At 62.5% G+C, this 21,065-nt stretch carries 23 protein-coding genes; 17 read left to right on the forward strand and 6 right to left on the reverse strand.

Annotated features, from left to right (window positions below; genetic code table 11):
- The 15 genes from ACYQ8K_RS04930 to ACYQ8K_RS05000 form a co-directional block, all read left to right on the forward strand.
- Positions 1-762: ABC transporter permease (locus ACYQ8K_RS04930; protein ID WP_459967306.1), on the forward strand; the 762-nt coding region annotated here is incomplete at its 5' end.
- 92 nt (positions 763-854) lie between these two features.
- The gene (locus tag ACYQ8K_RS04935; protein ID WP_459967475.1) at positions 855-1,631 is read left to right on the forward strand and encodes an ABC transporter permease; all 777 of its coding nucleotides are present in this window, start codon (positions 855-857) and stop codon (positions 1,629-1,631) included.
- Positions 1,632-1,639: 8 nt separating this feature from the next.
- Positions 1,640-2,782 (forward strand): MlaD family protein, encoded by a 1,143-nt coding sequence (locus tag ACYQ8K_RS04940; protein ID WP_459967307.1) that lies wholly within the window; start codon positions 1,640-1,642, stop codon positions 2,780-2,782.
- On the forward strand, positions 2,779-3,810 hold the full coding sequence (locus ACYQ8K_RS04945) for an MlaD family protein (protein WP_459967308.1): 1,032 nt from the start codon (positions 2,779-2,781) through the stop codon (positions 3,808-3,810). The genes ACYQ8K_RS04940 and ACYQ8K_RS04945 overlap by 4 nt, the downstream gene beginning before the upstream one ends.
- Positions 3,798-4,775 carry an MlaD family protein gene (locus ACYQ8K_RS04950; RefSeq protein WP_459967310.1) on the forward strand — a complete coding sequence of 326 codons (978 nt, stop codon included), beginning with the start codon at positions 3,798-3,800 and terminating at the stop codon, positions 4,773-4,775. Before ACYQ8K_RS04945 ends, ACYQ8K_RS04950 begins: the two co-directional genes overlap by 13 nt.
- A complete protein-coding gene (locus ACYQ8K_RS04955) occupies positions 4,745-5,902 on the forward strand; it encodes an MCE family protein (protein ID WP_459967311.1) in 1,158 nt (385 codons plus the stop codon). The genes ACYQ8K_RS04950 and ACYQ8K_RS04955 overlap by 31 nt, the downstream gene beginning before the upstream one ends.
- Positions 5,899-6,900, forward strand: coding sequence for an MlaD family protein (locus ACYQ8K_RS04960; RefSeq protein WP_459967312.1), 1,002 nt, complete (start codon positions 5,899-5,901; stop codon positions 6,898-6,900). The genes ACYQ8K_RS04955 and ACYQ8K_RS04960 overlap by 4 nt, the downstream gene beginning before the upstream one ends.
- Positions 6,900-7,889 carry an MlaD family protein gene (locus ACYQ8K_RS04965; protein ID WP_459967476.1) on the forward strand — a complete coding sequence of 330 codons (990 nt, stop codon included), beginning with the start codon at positions 6,900-6,902 and terminating at the stop codon, positions 7,887-7,889. Before ACYQ8K_RS04960 ends, ACYQ8K_RS04965 begins: the two co-directional genes overlap by 1 nt.
- Before the next feature lie 54 nt (positions 7,890-7,943).
- Complete coding sequence (locus ACYQ8K_RS04970; protein ID WP_459967313.1) at positions 7,944-8,657, forward strand: hypothetical protein; 714 nt, start codon at positions 7,944-7,946, stop codon at positions 8,655-8,657.
- A complete protein-coding gene (locus ACYQ8K_RS04975; protein WP_459967314.1) occupies positions 8,657-9,025 on the forward strand; it encodes a DUF732 domain-containing protein in 369 nt (122 codons plus the stop codon). The genes ACYQ8K_RS04970 and ACYQ8K_RS04975 overlap by 1 nt, the downstream gene beginning before the upstream one ends.
- 306 nt (positions 9,026-9,331) lie before the next feature.
- Positions 9,332-10,297 carry an alpha/beta hydrolase fold domain-containing protein gene (locus ACYQ8K_RS04980; protein WP_459967315.1) on the forward strand — a complete coding sequence of 322 codons (966 nt, stop codon included), beginning with the start codon at positions 9,332-9,334 and terminating at the stop codon, positions 10,295-10,297.
- Entirely contained in the window at positions 10,294-11,289 is a 996-nt protein-coding gene (locus ACYQ8K_RS04985) for an alpha/beta hydrolase (RefSeq protein ID WP_459967316.1), read from the forward strand. Before ACYQ8K_RS04980 ends, ACYQ8K_RS04985 begins: the two co-directional genes overlap by 4 nt.
- Positions 11,290-11,342: 53 nt before the next feature.
- The gene (locus ACYQ8K_RS04990) at positions 11,343-12,338 is read left to right on the forward strand and encodes a helix-turn-helix domain-containing protein (RefSeq protein ID WP_459967317.1); all 996 of its coding nucleotides are present in this window, start codon (positions 11,343-11,345) and stop codon (positions 12,336-12,338) included.
- Positions 12,339-12,392: 54 nt separating this feature from the next.
- Positions 12,393-12,899 carry an SDR family oxidoreductase gene (locus ACYQ8K_RS04995; RefSeq protein WP_459967477.1) on the forward strand — a complete coding sequence of 169 codons (507 nt, stop codon included), beginning with the start codon at positions 12,393-12,395 and terminating at the stop codon, positions 12,897-12,899.
- A gap of 137 nt (positions 12,900-13,036) precedes the next feature.
- Entirely contained in the window at positions 13,037-13,489 is a 453-nt protein-coding gene (locus ACYQ8K_RS05000) for a lipocalin-like domain-containing protein (protein ID WP_459967319.1), read from the forward strand.
- 68 nt (positions 13,490-13,557) lie between these two features.
- On the opposite strand, the gene ACYQ8K_RS05005 is transcribed toward ACYQ8K_RS05000, so the two are convergent.
- The 3 genes from ACYQ8K_RS05005 to ACYQ8K_RS05015 all read right to left on the reverse strand — a co-directional run bounded on the left by ACYQ8K_RS05005 (position 13,558) and on the right by ACYQ8K_RS05015 (position 15,190).
- Positions 13,558-14,637: an alpha/beta hydrolase gene (locus ACYQ8K_RS05005; RefSeq protein ID WP_459967320.1), complete on the reverse strand. Its 1,080-nt coding sequence runs from the start codon at positions 14,635-14,637 to the stop codon at positions 13,558-13,560.
- On the reverse strand, positions 14,634-14,885 hold the full coding sequence (locus ACYQ8K_RS05010; RefSeq protein ID WP_459967322.1) for a hypothetical protein: 252 nt from the start codon (positions 14,883-14,885) through the stop codon (positions 14,634-14,636). Before ACYQ8K_RS05010 ends, ACYQ8K_RS05005 begins: the two co-directional genes overlap by 4 nt.
- An 86-nt stretch (positions 14,886-14,971) precedes the next feature.
- Positions 14,972-15,190 carry a mechanosensitive ion channel domain-containing protein gene (locus ACYQ8K_RS05015; protein ID WP_459967324.1) on the reverse strand — a complete coding sequence of 73 codons (219 nt, stop codon included), beginning with the start codon at positions 15,188-15,190 and terminating at the stop codon, positions 14,972-14,974.
- Between the two features lie 666 nt (positions 15,191-15,856).
- Here ACYQ8K_RS05015 and ACYQ8K_RS05020 point away from each other — a divergent pair.
- A complete protein-coding gene (locus ACYQ8K_RS05020) occupies positions 15,857-16,471 on the forward strand; it encodes a TetR/AcrR family transcriptional regulator (protein WP_459967325.1) in 615 nt (204 codons plus the stop codon).
- A gap of 58 nt (positions 16,472-16,529) precedes the next feature.
- On the opposite strand, the gene ACYQ8K_RS05025 is transcribed toward ACYQ8K_RS05020, so the two are convergent.
- The 3 genes from ACYQ8K_RS05025 to ACYQ8K_RS05035 form a co-directional block, all read right to left on the reverse strand.
- On the reverse strand, positions 16,530-17,690 hold the full coding sequence (locus ACYQ8K_RS05025) for a zinc-binding dehydrogenase (protein ID WP_459967327.1): 1,161 nt from the start codon (positions 17,688-17,690) through the stop codon (positions 16,530-16,532).
- Positions 17,691-18,157: 467 nt separating this feature from the next.
- Positions 18,158-18,670: a nuclear transport factor 2-like protein gene (locus ACYQ8K_RS05030; RefSeq protein WP_459967329.1), complete on the reverse strand. Its 513-nt coding sequence runs from the start codon at positions 18,668-18,670 to the stop codon at positions 18,158-18,160.
- Positions 18,671-18,764: 94 nt separating this feature from the next.
- Positions 18,765-19,757, reverse strand: coding sequence for an acrylyl-CoA reductase family protein (locus tag ACYQ8K_RS05035; RefSeq protein ID WP_459967331.1), 993 nt, complete (start codon positions 19,755-19,757; stop codon positions 18,765-18,767).
- Positions 19,758-20,225: 468 nt separating this feature from the next.
- On the opposite strand from ACYQ8K_RS05035, the gene ACYQ8K_RS05040 reads away from it, so the two are divergent.
- Positions 20,226-20,744: a hypothetical protein gene (locus tag ACYQ8K_RS05040; RefSeq protein WP_459967332.1), complete on the forward strand. Its 519-nt coding sequence runs from the start codon at positions 20,226-20,228 to the stop codon at positions 20,742-20,744.
- Positions 20,745-21,065: the final 321 nt, after the last annotated feature.

Here is a 21,065-nt window from a genome sequence, read left to right on the forward strand (position 1 = left end):
GTCGTTGATTCTTCCTTGCCCGCAGACCGGGCAACAGAGCCCCACAACGACTGGACCACTACAACGGGCTCACCCCAGTTCCCGGCAGGCGAAACCATTCACCAGTGTTGGTCCCTATATAAGGTCACCGCTCTGCCGGCGCTGTTGATGGCCATTCCTTTCGGGGGAATGGTGGCCGTCCAGACGTCGGGTTTGATCAATCAGGTGGGGGCGGCATCGATCGTGGGCGCGGCGAGCGGCGTCGGTGTTGTCCGTCAAGGTGCGCCACTCACGGCCGGCTTGCTGATGGGCGGCGCCGCGGCATCGGCGATCGCCTCCGACCTCGGGGCGCGAGCGATTCGCGAAGAACTCGATGCGTTACGTGTGATGGGGGTCGACCCGATCCGGAATCTCGTGGTGCCGCGGTTCGTGGCCTTGATAGTCCTCGCTCCGGTTCTGATGGCCGTCATTCTCGCCTCATCGGTGATCGCGTCGTTCATGCTTGCGATCACGGTCAGCGATGTGACGAGTGGAAGCTTCTGGGCGTCGTTCGGTGCGTTCGCCAAAATCGTCGATGTCTGGTTCGCAATCGGCAAAGCGGTGGTGTTCGCGGCGATCGTGGGGATCGTGTCATCGCTGAAAGGTATTGAGGCTAAAGGCGGACCGCGCGGTGTGGCCGATGCCGTAAATGCGGCTGTGGTGGTGAACGTGGTCGGGATCGTCCTCGCGAATCTGGTGATCACACAAGTGCAGGCGATGTTTTTCCCGATGGCGGTGGCGTAGTGGCCAATCAGGCAACGGCGCCGTCGCGATACATCGACCAGTATCGATTCCTCGCGCGAGTCCTTGAGGTTCTTCAGGCGCCGCTGCACACCATGGGTGGCGCTCTCTTGTTCGTCGCTCAGGTCATCTACCTCGCGCCGGTGACCATCAAGAATTATCGCAAAGAGACGCTGGCCCGGATGATCAGTCTGTCCTTTGGTCGCGGGTCTCTGGTTGTCGACGGGGGCGTGATAAGTGTCCTGACCATCCTCGGCCTGGCAATCGGCGCATCGATCGCCATCGAGGCGTGGGCGACGTTGAACCTGCTGGGCTTTGGTGCCCTTTCCGGAATTGTGGGCGGCCTGGCCAACGTCCGGGAAATGTCGCCCCTGGTCGCCGGGATCGCGTTCGCAGCGCAGGCCGGTGCGCGAATGACCGCCGAGATCGGTGCGATGCGTATCGCCGAGGAGATCGACGCCATTGAGGCGCTAGGTTTGCGGCCTGTTCCGTACGTGGTGGGGACCCGTTTCGTCGGCGCCCTGCTGATCGTGATGCCGGGGTACGCGCTCACGCTGCTGGTGAGTTTCTTTGTCTCCAACGCCATGATCACCACGATCTACCAATCGCCCACGGGAACCTACCAGCACTATTTTGTCCAATTCCTATCGCCGACCGATCTCATGTATTCCACGGTGAAGGCAACATCCTTCTGCGCCGCGGTCACGATAATCCACTGCTACTACGGCTATTTCGCGTCTGGTGGCCCCGTCGGTGTGGGTATCGCCTCTGGACGCGCGGTCCGCGCGAGCCTGGTGGCCATCATGGCGCTGGACTTTGTCCTCACCGTGGCGTTATGGGGTCTCAAGCCGACATATCTGTTCACCGGGTAGGGGTTTCAATGACGACACTGCTCAATGTGAACGACCAACGGCATAAGCGCATTCTCACGCTGATCGGCACAGGGTTCGTTCTCTTCGTCGCATGCGCGCTACTGCTGTACATCGCCATGATCAACCTGTCGGGGCGCTCGTCGAAGAACGCGATCTCGATCGCTATCGAAACGCCTTACGTTGGGCAGGGTGTCGCGGACGGTACCGCGGTCATCTTGCACGGCGTCAAGGTCGGTGAGGTCACGGGCATCTCCAAACTTGCCGGCAGTCGCGTCCGCCTGAACGTCGAATTGCAGCGGTTTCCCACCAGAGGATTGACCGATGCCGTCGGCATCGACTTCCGTCCAGCCAACTACTTCGGGGTGACCGGCATCAATTTGACTCCGGTGGACCGCGGGCAGATCCTGCGCAACGGCGCATCGATCAGTGTCACACCAGCGGGGAATTTCACTCTGCAAACGCTGCTGTACCACCTGGGTGAGCTGTCCCACCAAGTAGTGACGCCACAGCTCATCGGTGTCATGGACCGTGCCACCCGTTACACCGACGCGCTGAATCCACTGTTTGAAACAATGATCCTCGTCTCGACCACCGTCACCGACGTTCAGAAGGTCAGCACCGCACAGCTGTTGCGAAACACGGCCGCGATCAGCGCGGGCCTTCCGTCCTATCTGGACGCGCTCATCGCCACCGGTAACGGCTATCTCATGAACCCCATCGGCCTGGGTTACGACCCGGCCAAAGACCGCGACACCAATCCGTTCCTCCGCTATTACGACGCCAACCGGTTGAAGTACTTCAACGAGGCAAGCCACGAATTGGCCACCAATCCGGACAAGTTCGTGTTCGGCCGGCTCAGAGAATATTTCCTCGGTGCTCGACAAGACCTCTTCGGCAAACTCGGAAATCTGGAGGGGTCGCACACCTATGACTTATTCCCCTTGCTGGATGAAGTTCGCGCGATAGGCAACGTCGTGCCGCAACTTTTGCAGCCGGCAGATATCGCGGACAAGCTGGGCGAGCTGCGTACGCGGCTGGAACGCATGTATGCCGGTTCCGGGGACCAACGGGCCCTACAGGTGCGGATCGTTCTGGATGAGCTACCCGGGGTCGGGGCACCACTCCAGCTGATGCTGGGAGGAGCCGGATGAAAAAACACCTAGGGGCGCTCTGGAAATTCGCCATAGCGATCGCAATCAGCGGGCTGTTGCTTATCATCATCACCAACGAGATCAGGCAACCGGTCGCGGGTGAGACCCGTAGCTTCACAGCAGAATTCACCGACGTTTCGGGTCTGCACGAAGGGGCGGACGTCCGAGTCCGCGGTGTACGGGTCGGCAAAGTGCAATCGTTGGCGCTCAACAGGTCGCAGGGGCGGACCGTCGCGAAGGTTCAGTTCAGCATGGAGCGTCGCTACAGTCTCGTGCCCACGAGTCGCTTGGCGGTAAAGTTCCAGGCGCTCACCGGATTGCGCTATATCGACGTAACCGGCCCCGCAGAGGGCGGTGCGCCGGGTCGAATGACCAGCATTCCAACGTCGATGACGGTACCCTCCTTCGACGTCACCGTTCTGTTTAACGGCCTGCAACCGGTCCTGGCGACGTTGGATCCCAGCGAAATCAACACGTTCACCGACAATGTCGCCACCTTCCTGGCCGGTGACGGCAGCGGCCTGGGCCCGATGCTCGACAGCATCAAGAACCTGACGGCTCTGGTCTCCAACCGAGAAACGGTGATCGCGACGATCGTGCGCAATCTACAACGCGTCGCCGAAGGGGTTCGTGGGAAATCGGACGCGCTGCCCAAGATTCTCAACCAAGTCAGAATCGTTGAGGATTCCGGGATGATGGTTTTGGACGAGTTCCGTAAGTCACAGATCTTCGGCCCAGAATTCACCGGTGAGGTGTCTCGCCTCCTCCACGGTCTGGGACTCGATTCGGGGCCGTGGCACGTGCCGAACTATAAGCCTGGGTGGGATCCGGCCAAAGCGCTCGATAAGGCGTTCACCAACGTGTACAACGAGATCGACGGCATCAAGCGCATACCGGTCGTGTGGCAGAACATCCCTGAGCCGCCCGCCGCGGGCACACCCGCTCCGTGCTCCAAAGGCCAAGCCGTACTACCCATTCCGGTGGATGTGCTCCTCAACGGACGCAAGGTGCTCATATGCAATCAGTGACGACGACTGTGCGCAACCCCTTGTTTTGGGGTGTGTTGACCATCGCCGTGACGACGATCATCGCTTTGGTTGTTGCCTGGGTGTACATCGCACCGCCGCACCAGCAGCTCGTATCGTTTTATACCGACGATGTGGCCTCGGTGAGGGCGGGTGACTCCGTGCGTGTCGCCGGCATCGACGTCGGTGAGGTCAAGCGCGTTTCCCTTGAACCGCAGCACGCGCGGGTGCAGCTTTCTGTGAAAGACGACGTCTTCATCGGCGATCAGACGCAGGTCGAAGTCCGGATGCTGACAGTCGTCGGTGGATATTTCGTCACCCTGCTGCCGCTCGGTGATCGACGGTTGGGCCGCCACCCCATTCCCATCGACCGAGTCACGATGCCCTACAGCTTGGTTCGGGCCCTGTCGGACGCGACCAAGGTCACCGATCAGGTCGCGCCCCGGCCGATCAACGAATCGCTGAACCAGATTCAGCAGGGCCTGACCGGAAGCAACACGGAAATCCTGGCCAAGGTTCTCGACGCCGGCAACAGCGTCAGCGAGGTCCTCGAACACCAGCGTGGCGAACTGACCAACATTCTCGAAATGTCCAATGAGTATCTCGAGACGATGAACGGCAACCGGGCGCTCATCGAGCACCTGATTTCCCGCGCCGCCATCCTCGAGGAAACACTTATTCTCTACGGCGAAGGATTTGGTTCGTCGATCGCGGGCCTGGGCAAGATTGTGGACGATATATACCCGGTGGTTCCGTTCTACATGGAACACCGGCGGGACTTCCTGGCCAGGGTTCGCGGAATACTCGGCGAGATCCAGGCGATCGCCGACCGCAACGGCCTTGTCGTGCGCGTGTTGCGCCGCATCCGGGGACGGATGCAAACGACGCTCGACGCTCAAAATGCCGGAACACCACCGGAACTCCTCGCTACCGACCTGTGTTTTCCGATCGAGGGGAGTCGCTGCTGATGCGCGGTGTGGCATCTGGCAACCGTTCGGTCATCGCGATGGTGGTCGCGATCTTGTCCGCCATCGGCGCCACCTCATGCGGGACGTCGTCCGAATCGGCGGCGAACCAGTACTGCGCTGTCATGTCCGACAGCGTGGGGCTGTACGTGGGCAACCCCGTGACCCAGATGGGCTACCCGATCGGCAAGGTTCTCAAGGTCGAACCGCACGATACCGAGGTCAAGGTCGTGTTCTCCCTCGATGAGGGACGACCGATCCCCGAAGGAGTGCGCGCGGTTACCCGGTCGCCCTCCATTCTGGCCGACCGCGCGCTCGAACTGGTCGGAAACTACACCGGCGGACCAAGACTCAAGCCGGCCCAATGCATTCCCCTGCGTCAGACCTCCACCCCGCTGAGCATCGCGAAGATCATCGGATCGGCCACCGACTTCGTGAACGCGATCAATCCGGAGGGCTCGACGAACATCGGCGACGCGGTGCGCGGGATCGACGAGGCGATGGCCGGCCAGGGAGATCGCGCCAATCAGTTGCTGAACCGGGCATCGCGGCTGCTGGACAACCCGGATCAGACGATTTCCCAGATGGGCGAAATCACCCGCAACATTGCCGAATTGACGTCGATGGTGCGAGCCAATCGTGCACCGATCAAGCAGATCATCACCGACCTGCCGCCGATAACTCCTCACATGGTGGACGCCTTGAGCGGGGCGGTAGAATTTGCCGGAGGCGCGGCCGATCTCATCCCTATCGCCAACGACATCGAGCTGGACATGGGACCCGAGCTGCAGAACGCCTTGGATGAGACGGGCGAAATGCTGCGGATCTTCAGCCCGCACTACAAGGGCCTGGCCGACATGCTCAATTTTGTGCCGCGAATGATCAGCGGCGTCAATGGCGAGCCGCCGGGAGCGATCTCCGGCGGAATCGCAAAGCACCTCAACAACCACGTGTTCCCGGTGCTCACCTGGCGTCCTCCGCTGTTCCGGATACCAACACCCAACGGGCTGTTGGCATGCGGCGCTATGAATGCGTCAGCCCCGGGTAGCTGCGCAGACGTCGGCGGCCGGCCGTATGCGGTCGATGTCGCACTCTTGCAATACGTGCTCACGGAGGCCCAGCGGCGATGAAGATTCGGATACGTGTGCTGATCTGTGCGGTCGTCTGCGGTCTGAGTGCCGGGTGCTCGACGCTTTCATCCCTTTCTGTCGATGCGATCCCGGTTCCGGGCCATACGGTTCGAAATGGTTACGACATTGTCGCCGAGTTCGCCAACGTCCTCAATTTGCCGGACAGGGCGAAAGTCGTCATGGACGGCACGACCGTGGGGCAGGTGACTAAGGTCGCCCTAGCCGGCAACCACGTGGATGTGACGGCTCGCATCCAGGGTGGGGTCGAGGTTCCATCCAACACGTCTGCGGTGCTGCAACAGGCTACGGTGCTCGGCGACATCTACCTGGCCCTGGAACCCCCGCCCAACAGCGCAACGCCAGCACGACCGCTGGCTGCCGGCGGCCGAATTCCCTTGCAGCAGACGGTATCTCCACCTCAGCTAGAGGACACCATCGCCAATTTGGCGAACTTCGTGGGCAGTGGGTCAATACAGCGTGCGCAGAATACGCTGGTCCGGCTCAACCGGATTACTCCGCCGAAAGACGAAGTGCGCAGGGTGGTGTCGCAGGTGACCACCGATCTCACCCAACTCTCGGATAACGTCGACACCGTCGACGTCATGATCACTGGTTTGGAGCAGACGTCGAATGTGGTGGGCACGTATGCGCCGCAACTGAGCTTATGGTTCACGCCGCAGGGCGTGCGGGGTTTTGAACGGTCCACGGTTGTCGCTCGGGAGTTTGGTTACTTGCTGCCGTCGGTCGGGTCGATCTACAGCGGCGGATACTACATAGTTCCGACCTTCTCCGCGCTTGCCGACGCCATGACAGCGGTGCAAGGATCGAAGCAAGCTGTGGAGGCGGAGTACCCACGCTGGCGGAAATTCATCCTTGACTACTTCCTGCCGCAAGAAAAGCATCCGGCGATGAACATCACCTCGATCGTCGGCCCTGACCGGCGGGAGCTGTCAGGCAACGTGGAACAGGTGCTTCGGATGCTAGGAGCAGTTCCGTGATGGTAAGAGTCACAGCGGTTTTCGGCGCGTTCGCTGTCATGATCGCGGCGTTTCTGACCTACGTCGCACACTTGGGCGTCCGTGTCGCGCCGCCTGCCGGTCGAACGAACCTTGCCATGGACGTCGCGGATGTGAACAGTCTGGTGGTCGGCTCCAATGTGCTGTTGCGTGGGGTTCCGGTGGGAAAGGTCGACCGCATCGAGACGTCGATCTCGCACGCCACCATCCACTTCTTCATCGACAACAAGTTCAAGGTCCCTCAAAACAGCGTTATTCGGCTGGAGAACCTCTCCGCACTCGGCGAGTCTTACCTCGAACTCGAGCCGAAGACGTCCGGTGGGCCGGCGTTCAAAAACGGGCAGCGCGTCTCCAGTGATTTGATTGCGGCGCCGCGATCGATCTCGGACCTGGGAGCCAGCGTTGTCCGGACGCTCAACCAGCTTGACCCCGGCCGACTCCACAACGTCGTCAATCAAGCTGACGCCGCCCTACCAGACCCCTATACCGTCCTTCCCAACCTCGAGCGTGCCGGCAAAGTCCTCCACAACACCACCACCGGACTCAACGGTCGAGGCAGACAAGCGGTGGAAAACCTCCAGAGTCTGTTGGAGAACGCTGGATTCGTCGGTTCGATGCTCTCCGAGCCCGCACCGGCTCTCAAAATCATGGGCGGCAAGTTGCTTCCCGGGACGTGGGAAGTCGGGGCAGACAACGTCCTGCATAGTTCTATGCCGCAATCCGTCTATGTCTTCGGCAAGTTCATGCAGCGCATTCAACAGTTTCTGGATGACCGGGGGACGGACCTCCGCGTGCTCACCGAACCACTCATGCCCAATGTCCAGGCGATTGCGAGCGCTCTCGGCAACATCGACAGCAGCCAAATCCTGACCAATCTACTGGCGGCAGTGCCCCCCGACGGGGCGATCGAACTACACGTGACGCTCCCGCCGCGGCCCGGTCAACCGCCCCCACCGCAGGCGGATCAATGATGTGTCCGAATGATGAAGGCTCTGAGAAGAGCAGTACGGAAACTAGGTGAGGATATGAACGTTACCGAGACGACCGCAGAGGCCACGCTCGCGGATGCCGAAGACTCGGATGCGACGACGTCGGACGATCGCGCTGCCGACGACAAGCGGGGCGACGATCGCGCTGTCGACGACAAGCGGGGCGACGACAAGAGCGACGACAAGGAGAGCGACGTCGCGCGGAAAGATTCAGACTCCCGCGAGGCGCGGCGTATCTCATTGTCAGTGCGCAGTTTGTCGTGGGGGACTGTCATCATCGGTCTGGTCGCGGCGCTGGGTGTGATGATCTGGCTGTACGTCGGTGCGAACCGCAAAATCGACGCGCAGGCGCAGCAGGCACGCGATGACCAACATGCCGAACACGTGGCGCTCGACTATGCCGTGCGAGCCGCAATCATGGACTATAAGGATCTGGCGCCGTGGAGGCGGGCGTTGGTCGAGGGAACGACGCCTGAGCTGAGCAAGAAACTCACCGATGCTGCGAACGCCATGGAGCAGATCCTGCTTCCGCTGCAGTGGTCCTCCTCGGCGAAACCCATTGCGGCCAAAGTGAGGTCACACGACAAAGGTCTTTACGTTGTCGATGCGTTCGTCAGTGTTCTGACCAAGACGGTCCAGGCCCCGGAGAAGTTGCAATCTACCGCCACCTACAGCGTGACGATTGACCCCTCCAACGGCTGGAAAATCAGCGACGTGGGCGGTATCGGCCAAGTGGTCGGAGACCGGTGATGCATCGCCAGGGATGGAAGCCGGCTGTTGTCGGCATCGTATCGGCGTGGGGGCTGACGATGCTCTCCGGCGCTGTCGGAATCGCTCCGGCCAGCGCCGGCGGCAAGGAATATCTCCAGAAACTGCACGATGCCGGGATCAACACCCCCCGCGGCGATTACGAGCTGAAAGAGTGGGGCTGGGAAGTGTGCGCGCTCAGGGAGATGGGCAAGTCGCCGCGGCAATGGGTGGAGCAATCCATCTACAGTTCGCGCCCCCATCCACCCCATGGGCTGACCGAACAACAGGCCAACACGGTGGTTGATATCGCGGTGAGCGACTTGTGCGACGACCCCGATGGACCACCCCCGTACGAGCCTCTTCCCTAGCCCAAATCGGCTTCCACCAGAGCGCTCTCACCTTCAGAGGTAGTTGATGTCCCTACCGTGCAGATGTCCTGGAGAGCGGAGTTCGCCGCCGGATGCACTGATTTCGACAGCGCGACAAGCGTATTGGCGTGCCGGTGAAACCAGCATCGAGACCGTCTGTTGCTGTGCGTTGGCGGCCGGCCCGAGTGAATGGCGGACGCGTTGCCCGAAATCCGCCGCGTTTGGCGGTTTTAACGCTGCTGAACTCGCGTGAACATGGTGGAGTCGGTGCAATGACGCACCGTGTCAACATCTTAGGAGCTCCGAATGCACAGCCTCGCTTCCGCACCGCCGTACGATCCCGAGCTGGATGCCGTCCTCGCCGTACTCGTCGACCAGCTACCGACGGTGACAGCGGAGACGATCGCGGAGCTGCGCGGGGCACCGTTCCCGGGCGTTGTGACCGACGATGACCTGGCAGCCGCCGGGCTGGTGCGGCGCGATGTCACGATCCGGGGCTATGAGGGTGCCGAGCTGGTCGCATCGGTCATCACCCGGACCGACAAGGCGAGCGTCGGCCCCGGCATCTACCACATCCACGGCGGCGGCATGATCGTCGGCAACCGCTTGATCGGGGTCAGCCAAATCGTGCCGTGGATCGTCGAGCACGATGCCGTCGCCGTCACCGTCGAGTATCGGATCGCGCCGGAGTTCCCGGACCCCTACCCGGTCGAGGATTGCTACGCGGGACTGCTCTGGACGGCCGAGCACTCGGCCGAGCTGGGTATCGATCTGGACCGGCTCATCGTCGCCGGAGCGAGCGCCGGTGGCGGCCTGGCGGCGGGCGTTGCGTTGCTGGCGCGCGACCGCAACGGGCCCCGGCTCGCCGGCCAGGCACTGATGTGCCCGATGCTCGACGACCGTGACCAGACGCCCTCGACCGCGCAGTTCGACAAGTCTGGGATCTGGGTCCGGTCCAGCAATCTGGTGGGTTGGAACGCCCTGCTGGGTGATCGCCGCGGCACCGCCGACGTGTCGATCTACGCTGCTCCCGCGCGCGCAACGGACCTGTCCGGCCTGCCGCCGGCCTTCATCGACTGCGGCTCCGCGGAACTGTTCCGCGACGAGGACGTCGCCTACGCGACAAGCCTGTGGTGTTCCGGTGTGCAGGCCGAGCTGCATGTGTGGCCCGGCGGGTTCCACGGCTTCGACATGGTCGCACCGCACACGGCGCTGGCGCACGCCGCGACCGCTACGCGGAACGCCTGGGTCGCAAGGCTTCTCGGAGCGTGAGAGCGGTGCCCATCAACGAGTCCGCCACGCACGGCCTTGGCCCCCGACCGTCTTTCGACCCCGAGCTCGAGGCGGTCCTCGCCGTGATCGGCGATGAGATACCGGAGGTCACACTAGAGACGATCGGGGAGCTGCGTAAGGCGCCGGCGCCCGGCATCGTCACCGACGACGAGCTGGCAGCCGCCGGCCTGGTGCGGTGCGACGTCACGATCCGGGGCTATGAGGGTGCCGAGCTGGTCGCATCGGTCATCACCCGGGCCGACAAGTCGGGCTTCGGCCCGGGCATCTACCACACCCATGGCGGCGGCATGATCGTCGGCAACCGCATGGCCGGCGTCGGTCAAATCGTGCCGTGGATCGTCGAGCACGATGCCGTCGCCGTCACGGTCGAGTATCGGATCGCGCCGGAGTTCCCGGATCCCCATCCGGTCGAGGACTGCTATGCGGGACTGCTCTGGACGGCTGGGCACGCCGCCGAGCTGGGGATCGATCTCGACCGGCTCATCGTCGCCGGAGCGAGCGCGGGCGGCGGCCTGGCGGCGGGCGTTGCGTTGCTGGCGCGCGATCGTATGGGGCCCCAGTTGGCGGGACAGGTATTGATGTGCCCGATGCTCGACGACCGTGACCAGACAGCGTCGAGCATCCAGTGCGATGACAGAGGGATCTGGATCAGATCGAGCAACGTAATTGGATGGACCGCGCTGCTGGGTGATCGGCGCGGCACCGCCGACGTGTCGATCTACGCGGCTCCCGCGCGCGCAACGGACCTGTCCGGCCTGCCGCCGGCCTTCATCGACTGCGGTTCCGCCGAGGTGTTCCGTGACGAGGACGTCGGCTACGCAACCAGGCTGTGGTGTTCCGGTGTGCAGGCCGAGCTGCATGTGTGGCCCGGTGGGTTCCATGGCTTCGACCTGATTGCGCCGCACACGACACTGGCGCATGCCGCGACCGCTGCGCGCAACGCCTGGGTCGCAAGGCTTCTCGGGAAGTGACGGCGCGCGACCCTGGGTGCGGCTAGGGTGAACAACACACCCGAGGAGTGCAGATGGAGGAACTCGCCGGCCGGCTGATGGCCCTCGACCCGGAGGCGGGCGAGAGCCTCAAGGTCGTCGCCTACTTCGACGCCCTGGTCGCGGGGGGCGTGGGACTCGACGGGTTGCTGCGCGGCGCTGCCGCGTTGTCAGGGGTCGCCGCGGGAGCCGAAGTTCGCGGCCGGGTCAGTCGGCGCGACCCCGAGGGCCACCGTCTGCCAGACGACTGCGACGTTCCGAAATCCTTGGAGCGCCACACCTCGAGCGGAACGGTATGGCTCGAGCGTGCGGGCGCACCGTACGCCAACGACGAGATGATCACCGAGCGGCTCGCCCTCGCAGTCGACGTGCTCGAGACCCGTCGGAGTCCGGAGAGCGCCGTGGAGGTTGCCATCGACTCGGCGCGCTCGACCGATGAACGTCGTGCCGCGCTGACGAGGCTACGGCTCGATCCGGGCCGAAAGGTCAGGATCGTCGCCACCAGTCCGGATCTCACGATGCCGGGGGTGGCGTCGGCGGTCGTAGCGACCACGTACGGCATGCTGCGAGCGAGTGTGGATGTTGCGAGGAGTGCAATTCCGGCCGGCCGAGTGGGGCTCGGACCGTGCGTGCGTGCCGATCATGCGCCGGAATCGTGGGAGAGCGCTCAGATCGCGTTCCGTCTCAGCGACACGACCACACCTGTCGTCGACGCGACCGACCTCGGCGCGATGCTGATGCTCGCGCGTGTCTACGACCCGGAGTCGCCGCACGGCGACGTCCGGGCGCTGGCTCGTCTCGATGTCCGTTCGAGCGAGATCCTACGAGTCCTCGTCGGAGCCGACAGCATCCGTGGGGCGGCCGCCGAGCTGGGTATGCATCACTCCACGGTGCAGAACCGGCACGAGGTCTTCACAGAGCAACTCGGGTACGACCCGCGGAGCGCCGCGGGCCGCATGCGCTACTTCGCAGCTGCGTTTCTACTGCGTCTGACGGCGGACACCGCTGCGCTCGAACCACGCATCGACTGACCCGCAGGCTAATTCGCTATCGACGCGCTCAAGTAATCAAGTCCGAATGCCGGCATTGCGATCCTGACACCGTGGGAGCTGACTACACCGGAAATCGTGCGCACTTCTGTTGACATCAATTTGATCGGCGTCTGGAATACCGCGATGGCAGCTGTTCCGCACATGATCGAGGCCGGGAACGGCGGTTCGCTGATCCTCATCAGTTCGGCGAACGGACTCAAGGCCGGTCCGTGGGCGGTGGCGTACAACATGTCGAAGTTCGGTGTGACCGCCCTGGCCAAGTCTTTCGCAGCCGAACTTGCGAAAGACGGAATCCGCGCGAACAGCGTCCACCCGGGCGGTGTAAACACCCCGATGACGCAGCATCACATGACCGGAGAGAGCGCCTTCGAAGTGGGTGGCGCGAACAATCCACTGCTGGCCGCGATGTACACGTCGTGGATTCCCGGCCCCATGGAGGTCGACGACATCACGAACACCATCGTGTTCCTCGCATCAGAAGAAGCGAAGTGGATCACTGGCCAGGCCCTCGCAGTAGATGGTGGGGTGACGCAGTACTGAGGTTGGTTCGGTAAGCCGTCTCCCCGCATTGAGCTAAGGAAGCACGTCGTGCTCCAAACGGCTTCCGAATAGCGAACCAGCAATCCGGTCGGGCCGACGAATGATGAAGTCCGCGGCAAGTAAGAGGTGGCAGCAGGATGACGAACGCAATACCTATCCGCGAGCAAATCGTGGGAACCTGGGAACTCGTCGAGTACTCGATGACCTCGGCGGACGGGGAGGTTCATCACCCGCTCGGCCCCGATGCTCGCGGACTGATCATCTACACCCCGGATGGCTTCATGTCGGCTCAGTTGATGACCCCTGGGCGCCCGCAGTTCCACTCACCGAACGTCCACGGTGGCGAACCGGATGAGTTGATCATTGCTGCGCGTGGGTACCTGGCCTATACAGGACCGTTTCATGTCGACGAGGAAACACGGACGGTACATCACGTCACGACCGTGTCATTGTTCCCCAATTGGGTCGGTACCGACCGGCTGCGGATCGTCCGGTTCGACGGTGACGACGCGATGACGTTGTCGACCGCGCCGTTCGAGTTCCGCGGAACCTCCTGGAAGGGCGCAGTGGTCTGGCGGCGCGCCGCGTGAAGCGAAGCTGAGCGCATTGGAACACGACCACCCCGGCCACCCCGCAGGCTGGTTCCCTATCGATGGGCTCAGGAAATCAAGTCCACCTGGCCCTGAACATCAGCCTGAGACACCATGATTCGTGATGTCGCCGCACGGATGTACTCACCGATCTCGCGCAGGGAGCGGTCGGCCTCGGGCACTACCGGTGCCGTGAGTTGAAAGTCGTGGATCTGACCCGGCCAGATGCGCACTTCGGTGGGCACACCCACCGCCGTCAGCTTGGCGGCGGCCAATCGTGCGTCGTGCAGCAGCGCCTCCGAACCGGAGACGTGGATCAGTGTGGGCGGCAGGCCGGCTTTGATGTGATCGAGCGGCTCGTAGAGCTCTTCAGGTTCGCCATCCGCGGTGTGTTTGGCCGCGGCGCCGGCGACCACTGCAACCAGCGCATCGAACGCCTTGGGCGGGAACATCGCATCGGTCTTGATGTTGGGATGCGCCTGCTTGGGTTCCTTCGCCAGTTGCAGCAACGGTGAGATCGCGACGAGCGCCGCCGGCGTTTCGCCGTCGACCTGGAGCCGTTGTGCCAATGCCAATGTGAGATAGCCGCCCGCGGAATCACCGGCCAGCACGATCTGCTCCGGCTCGTAGCCGCATTGCCGCAGCCAGTGGTAGGCGTCGTGGCAGTCGTCCATGGCCATGCCGACCGAATGCTTGGGGATCAGTCGGTAATTGACCACCAATACCGGTGCGTCGGAGTATCGCGAGATCGAGGTCACCAGCCGGCTGTGCGAATTCATTCCGCAGGACAAGAAAGCGCCCCCGTGCAAGTACAGCACCACGCGGCCGGTGCCGTCTGCAGGCAGTACGCCGGGCGCTCGGACCAGCTGTGCGGTTGCCGTCGGCAACGTCACCGTCGCTCGGACAGCCGGTGGTGTGGGAACGATTGCAGAGCAGGCAAATTCGACAAACCCGAACGGCCAGGGGAGGTGTGGCATGCGGCTGCCCAGCGCCAGAGCCGGCCTGATTGTCAGCCGTGATAGCAGTGCGACCATCCGGCTGGCGACGCTGGGGCCAACGATGTCGCGAACCGCCGGTCGAAGATCGCCAGCAGTCGCGGCCTGATCATCCACAACAACAGTGCCGCAGTGCCTTCCGGGCCGGGTCATCGGTTAGCCGCCCGCATGTACAGTCCGGCAATGAGTTCGAGCCACTGGCGGACGACTTGTTGGGTAGGCAGCTGAATGCGGCGCGGGAACAGGTTGGCCTGCGAGCGTTCGACGGCGTCGACGACCCGCTTCGTGACGTACATCAGCCAGTAGGAACAGTCGACAGGCTTGAACGCGCCGCAGATTTCTACTCGGTCAGCCCCGAAAACGCTCATTCGCCGACCGCCGTCGCGGTCGATCGTGGTCACTACGGTCGGCAGTCCCGTGTCTGTAGCGACTGCCGCCAGGGGGGATTCGTGTATGTGCGACATCGCGATCACGACTTCCTTTGTGTTCACTCGGTCGATGAGTCGGAGCTGGGGTCCATGTAGTGGGCGCGTAATCTCACGAGCTCCCATGGACAGACCATCCGAGACGTGCCCGCAGTCGTCTTGACGTGAATGAGCATCGTGCCGACATCGGTGACCGTCCCGACGTGTGGACCTTCGCGAACTTTGTCGCCTATGCGAAATTGCATTTTTGTTGCCCTCCTCACCGGACCGGTCACGGCCATCGCCGTCCGTAATCGAGTCGCGGGACGGTTAATTCATGGCGCCTGTGCCAGCGGAGAGTGTCCCGCCCGTCGCGCCAATAGACCTTGTAGCTGATCGTGTTCGCGTCAACGATGACGCCGGCGCCGCGGCGATGATCAGACCGAGACAGCACGGTATCGCCGATAACTGGGATGCGTGGATCGCGTCCGACAATCATGACCGGGGCCGCCGGCTTCGATATCGAATTTCGGCAACGAAGCGACGCCCGTCGTCGTCAACCACGTCCCATGAAAATGGACCGCGCCATTGTGTGGTTCCCAGTGCGTGGACGGTACGACGCGCGTCCTCCTCGGAGCGGATGTTCGCCAGCCGCGGCCCGTCACTGGTGATGAGGGTCCACATCGTTATCGCCGTGGATCATCGGTGCCGGCACGGCGACCTCGGCCGGAGGGGGCGCCGCCTAAGAAAGGCGCTCGCAGATGGCTCATCGTCATGGTGGCGGCTCCCTTCGCTGTGACTGGGTGAGCCAGGTATGAAGCTGACAAACTGACGTTTTACGTTATTTGTCACGCTACGGCGAGGGAGCATGAACGTCAAGGTAAGATATGTAGAAAGCTACCGCTGTGCTCCGAACAGCCATACGTAAAGTGTCATGCGATGCGACAAGGGTCTAGTACGATTGGTGCATGCCCCGAGGAGCCCGTAACCAGTCGACCGCACCTGCGGAGGGGGACGATCCGCGCGACCGGATTCTTGCTGCCGCCGAGCGCTGTATTGAGCGCCACGGCATTAAAAAGACCACCATGGAGGACATTGCCACCGAGGTGGGTATGTCGAGGCCAGGCGTCTACCGCTATTTCAGCGATCGCGACGACCTACTCATCGAGCTGATCACTCGGCGTGCACGGATGTTGCGTGACCGCGCGCACAAAGTCATGTCCCGAAAGACCGGTCTTCATGACCAGATCGTCGAGGGGCTGCTCTTTGCCGCCAGCGAGGCCGTCGTGGATCCCGTGATGCGGTATATCGTCGATCCCGAGAGCTCCAGTATCGGCCAGCGAGTCATCGAGTCGCGGAACTCGGAGATGCTGTCCGCCGAATTCTTCGATCCGTTCCTTGATGTCGCTTACGTCAATAAGGAACTGCCACGCGACGTACCGCGGTCGGACGTCTATCTCTGGTTGTCGAGCGTCGGCCTGATGCTGATGAGAGGGCTCAAGGATGGTGAGGTCGATCTCGCTCGCTATCGGTCCATATTGCGCCGTTTTGTCGCTCCGGCTTTCGCCGGCGCAGAAAAATAGATCCCCGGACAAGTAGCCGCCACCAGACCCACAGCGGCGCAGGGTGTTTGAAGTTCGATCACGGGGTCGTGGCTGCGCTGGCGGGGTCGATGAGGATCTTGGCGTGCTGCTCGGCACTGCCGAGGGCGGTAAAGGCGGCATCCACACCAGAGAGTCCGACGGTTCCGGTGATGAGGGGCGCCGGGTCGACCGTTCCATCGGCGAGCATGTGCAGCGTGTCGCGGAATTCACCGGGGTCATAGCCGGTGGAAAAGCGAAGGTCGATCTCCTTATTGATGGCCATTCCGGGGCGGAACGTGTCAGGTTCGAGACACGCACCCGCCACGATGATTCGGCTCATCATGGGTACGGTGGCCAGCAGGTTGTCGATCATGCCCGGCACGCCAACGCACTCGAACACGATTGGACCAGAAGGGCCCAACTCGAGCTTGTGTGCAGCGCGAAAGGCCTGCCACCACGGAAGATTCGGGATTCGGCGCAACTTCTCCATCGTGTCGAAGCCGAGGTTGAGCAGGTCTGGGACATTGTTGAGGCGATTCGGCCGCGGCGACGATGAGAATGGATCCGCGTCACGTGGATCGACGACGACATCAGCGCCCAAGCGGGCGGCCAAGTCCCGGCGCCGTGCAGAGAAGTCGGATGCGACGACGGCTCGCACGCCGGCTGCCTTCAACATCGCGATCACGGCCAGCCCGATCGGACCGCAGCCGATGACGTAGGCGTTCTGCCTCTTGCCGATTCGGCTGCGGCGCACCGCATGCCAGGCGACCGCCATCGGTTCGGTCAGGGCAGCGTGGGCATCGGGCAGTCCGTTCGGCACCTCGAACGTCATCGACTCCTGGACGACGATCTGTTCGGCGTACCCGCCAGGCACCTGTGTCGAGGCTCCGATGAACTGTACATCGCGCCCGTCGCGACACATGGGCATCGCCACCACCGGGGTGCCCGGTTTCCAGCGGCGCCGCGTATCGGGTCCGTATTCGACGACCTCACCGCAGAATTCATGGCCGAAGACGACTTTGTCCTCGTGCCGCGGCATTTGGTCATAACCGACGGCCTTGGCCATGTCGGCAAGTTGGTCGGTGTGCACCCGAGCGTGCAGATCGGATCCGCATATCCCGCAACGGGAGACGTTGATGAGCACCTGCCCCGGTGCCGGCCTCGGGTTGGGAACATCGATGACTTCCAGCGTTCCGGCACTGCATACGACTGCCTTCATCCTCATAGCGTATTACCCGGACGCCGGCTGAATCATCCGCCATCCGGCGGTAATTCGACGTTGTTCGCGCCGGTTTGTCGGATACCCTGACGCTGACGAGGACATGTTCATCGAGGCCTTCGATAGTGGTCATCAGCCTCAAGACCCAGCACGTCGACGTCTTCAGTCGCGGTCGAGTTGCGCACCGTGCAGCGGCCGCGTTCAGCCGGTCAGACTCGCCTCGCACCAGCACGGCACGGGCGTCGACCGAATGCGGCAGGGTACGCGCCGAAGGCCAGTTACTCCCGACTAATTTCCAGGGGCTGCAATGGCTTTATGCGCCTCAGCCATCATTTCTTCGGGCGTAATCGGTGACGCGCTCGCGTTGAGCCGCGTAACCCCCGGGCAATCGCCATAGTCGGGGCCGACGTGGGGGCCAGGAATATATCGAAGATGGAGTCCCCTGATCAAGCCGTACAATCGTGGGATTAGTGATTCGAATTGGCTGCGTGCACGGCTGCGCGATCGAGGCGCGGCACGGGCGGGGGGCTCTTCTCGTCGAGCGGTGAAACTCCGGGGACGTCGCCGAAGTCGGGGCCGAGAATCTCGGCCATTGCTTTTGCAAACGTGGCGTCCATGAACATGCGCTCACCGGCAATCTTGTCGCCTTCGAAATCCATGACCACGTTGTAGCGGCCAGTGACCCGCACACCCTCGTCGGTGTCGACGTACACGTACGCTTCTCGACACAGGCTGCCGTCAGCGATTGCGTGCGTTCGCTTTTCAGCCCACATGTTCCGCACGTCGCCGCCATGGAGGAGCCGTCGATACGTCTCCCTTACGGCATCCTGGCCTTCGATGTGCCAATTGAGCGCTGGGAGTTCGTAGATGGGGTTCTCGACAAGCGTCGCCATCGTGGCATCGATGTCGAGGTTGAACTCGGCCATTTCATGGATGGCGAGCAACTCTTCCATCTGTTCGAGCGTGAGTTTGGTGGGCATCCTGCGCTTCCTCTCTACCGGGCCCCTTATTGTGACATGACAAAATGTCAGAAACAGGCGAATCGCCGGAATTGGGCTGGCGGTTGACTGTCACCTACAGGCGGACGATTGTCCGGCCCTTGATGACGCCGCCGAGGATGCTGCCAGTGACTGCCGGAATTTCGTCGAGGCCGATCTCGTGAGTGATGCTGTCCGCCAGATCTTTTGGTTTTAGGTCAGTACCGAGACGCCTCCACACTGCGGCGCGTATTTCTGCAGGGCATTGGACAGAATCGATTCCCAGCAGGTTGACGCCGCGCAGTATGAACGGCAGCACGGTGGTGTTCACTGCGAAACCGCCGGTGAGACCACAGGTCGCCACGGAGCCACCGTAACGCGTCGTACGCAGCAGGTAAGCGGTTGCGTCAGCACCGACCGGGTCCACAGCTCCAGACCACAGTTCGGCTTCCAGCGGCGCGTCACTGGGCGAGCAGACATCCTCGCGACTGAGGATCTTGCTGGCGCCGAGTGCTTGGAGGTAGTCGTGTTCGGTGGCCTTACCGGTGCTGGCGGCGACTTCGTAGCCGAGTCCGGCGAGCATGTTGACTGCGGTGCTGCCGACGCCGCCGGTGGCGCCCGTTACGAGTACCGGGCCGTCGCCGGGCTTGAGTCCATTCTCTTCCAGCCGTTGAATTGAGAGCGCCGCGGTGAAGCCGGCGGTGCCCAGAGCCATCGCCTCCTTCACGCTGAGGCCCGGCGGCAATGGCTCGAGCCAGTCGCTGGACAGGCGCGCGTACTGGGCGTAGCCGCCGAAGTGTGAGATGCCCAGGTCGCGACCGATCGCGAGCACCTCATGGCCGGCGGTGAAGCGCGGGTCGCTGGACTCGACGACGGTTCCGGCGAGGTCGATGCCGGGCACCATCGGGTAGGCGCCCACCACGGGGCTCTCCGGGAGACAGGCCAGGCCGTCCTTGTAGTTGACGCTCGAATACTGCACGCGCACGGTGACGTCGCCCGCGGGCAGGTCATCAAGGGTGAGCTGCTGCACGCCGGCGCTGAACCCGGCGTCGTTCTTGTTCACAACGAATGCGTTAAAGGACTCGGACATGACACCTTCCTGAATCGGATGTCCCAGCGACAACGGCTACGGAGGACGCAGCGAATGTGTTCTCGGGCAGTCGCTTTCTTCATTGGTTACTGCAGACCAAATCGATCGCCGTTGGAACCGGCCACTTGCGTCCCGAAACCCGCAATGGGCGGCACCGTGCGCGAAACCGAGGAACCACTCGATAGATTGATCTAGTCGTCAGCTTAATCACCGTGCCGCGCCCTCGTCAACATGCGGGCCATGGCCCCGGTGCGTGGCTACGTTCCCGTACGCGGTTTTGGGTGGGGGGCGTTGACGACGCGAGGAGATTGTGACTAAGGTCATTACCTAGATCAATCTATTTAGAACGCGGAATCGGATCGGCAGTGCCCGGTGTCTAGTTGAATTTGGGCATTCCAGTGATGCGACCCGGGTCGGCGATGGATGTGATTTCAGCCCGTTGATGGATCAAAGGAGACCCCGCAGGCCATGGAAGAAATGACCAAGAAGGAAATGGAAGCAATCCTGCTCGCGCACGAGAAGGGCGAGTTGGAAGAAGACCTCGACGCCACAATGGCCACCTTGGTTGACAACCCGCACTACGAGCTTCCGACCCTGGGATTTGCCTTCGACGGCTACGAGGCCGTTCGTGAGGCGTACAGCCGCATCATGCCTGGCACCCGGAGCCGCAATGTGGCAGCCAAGATGCGAGTGCATGCCATCGCGGCTAACACCCTGGTCCGCGAGGCGCACGTGTCGTTCACCACCTCGGCCGGCGCGCGGGTTACTGGCAATTACATCGTCGTTATGTCCTTCGATCCCGAGCAGCGGCTGATTTCTGGCGAGCGGATGTATATGGACACCAACTTCGCGGCGATGATGGCCGAGAACCTTGGTCCGGATTTCGCCAGCGTGCCGGGCGTCACAAAGCTGAGCGATGTGGCTCCAATGATCGACAGGCATGATGCGTACGAGGTGGCCGAGCGCCACGGAATTACCATCAACTAGCCTTCGGCATTTGCCGAAAGACGCGGTAGCGGTTCGCTATTGGCAATGGAGCGGTGTCCTTTCGCCTCATCGCTGGCAGCGGGGCCACCGTGAGAGCCACCGTTGGTGGGCTTGTCTGTTCGGGCCTACCCTGGCGCTCTGCGGTGCGATACGTCTGGCGTTGAGCGACTATCAAACGAAGTGTGTGGTCCCGCAAAAAGGGCCTGGCGAGTGAAACTCACCGTGTTCCCGTCGTACCCGCGTAAATCTACTGTTGTCGAGAGGGATTCGGCACACAGAACGCGACCGTCGGCGAAACCGGAGCGGCGCTGCAGTGCAATA

Source organism: Mycobacterium sp. MUNTM1 (assembly GCF_054660795.1).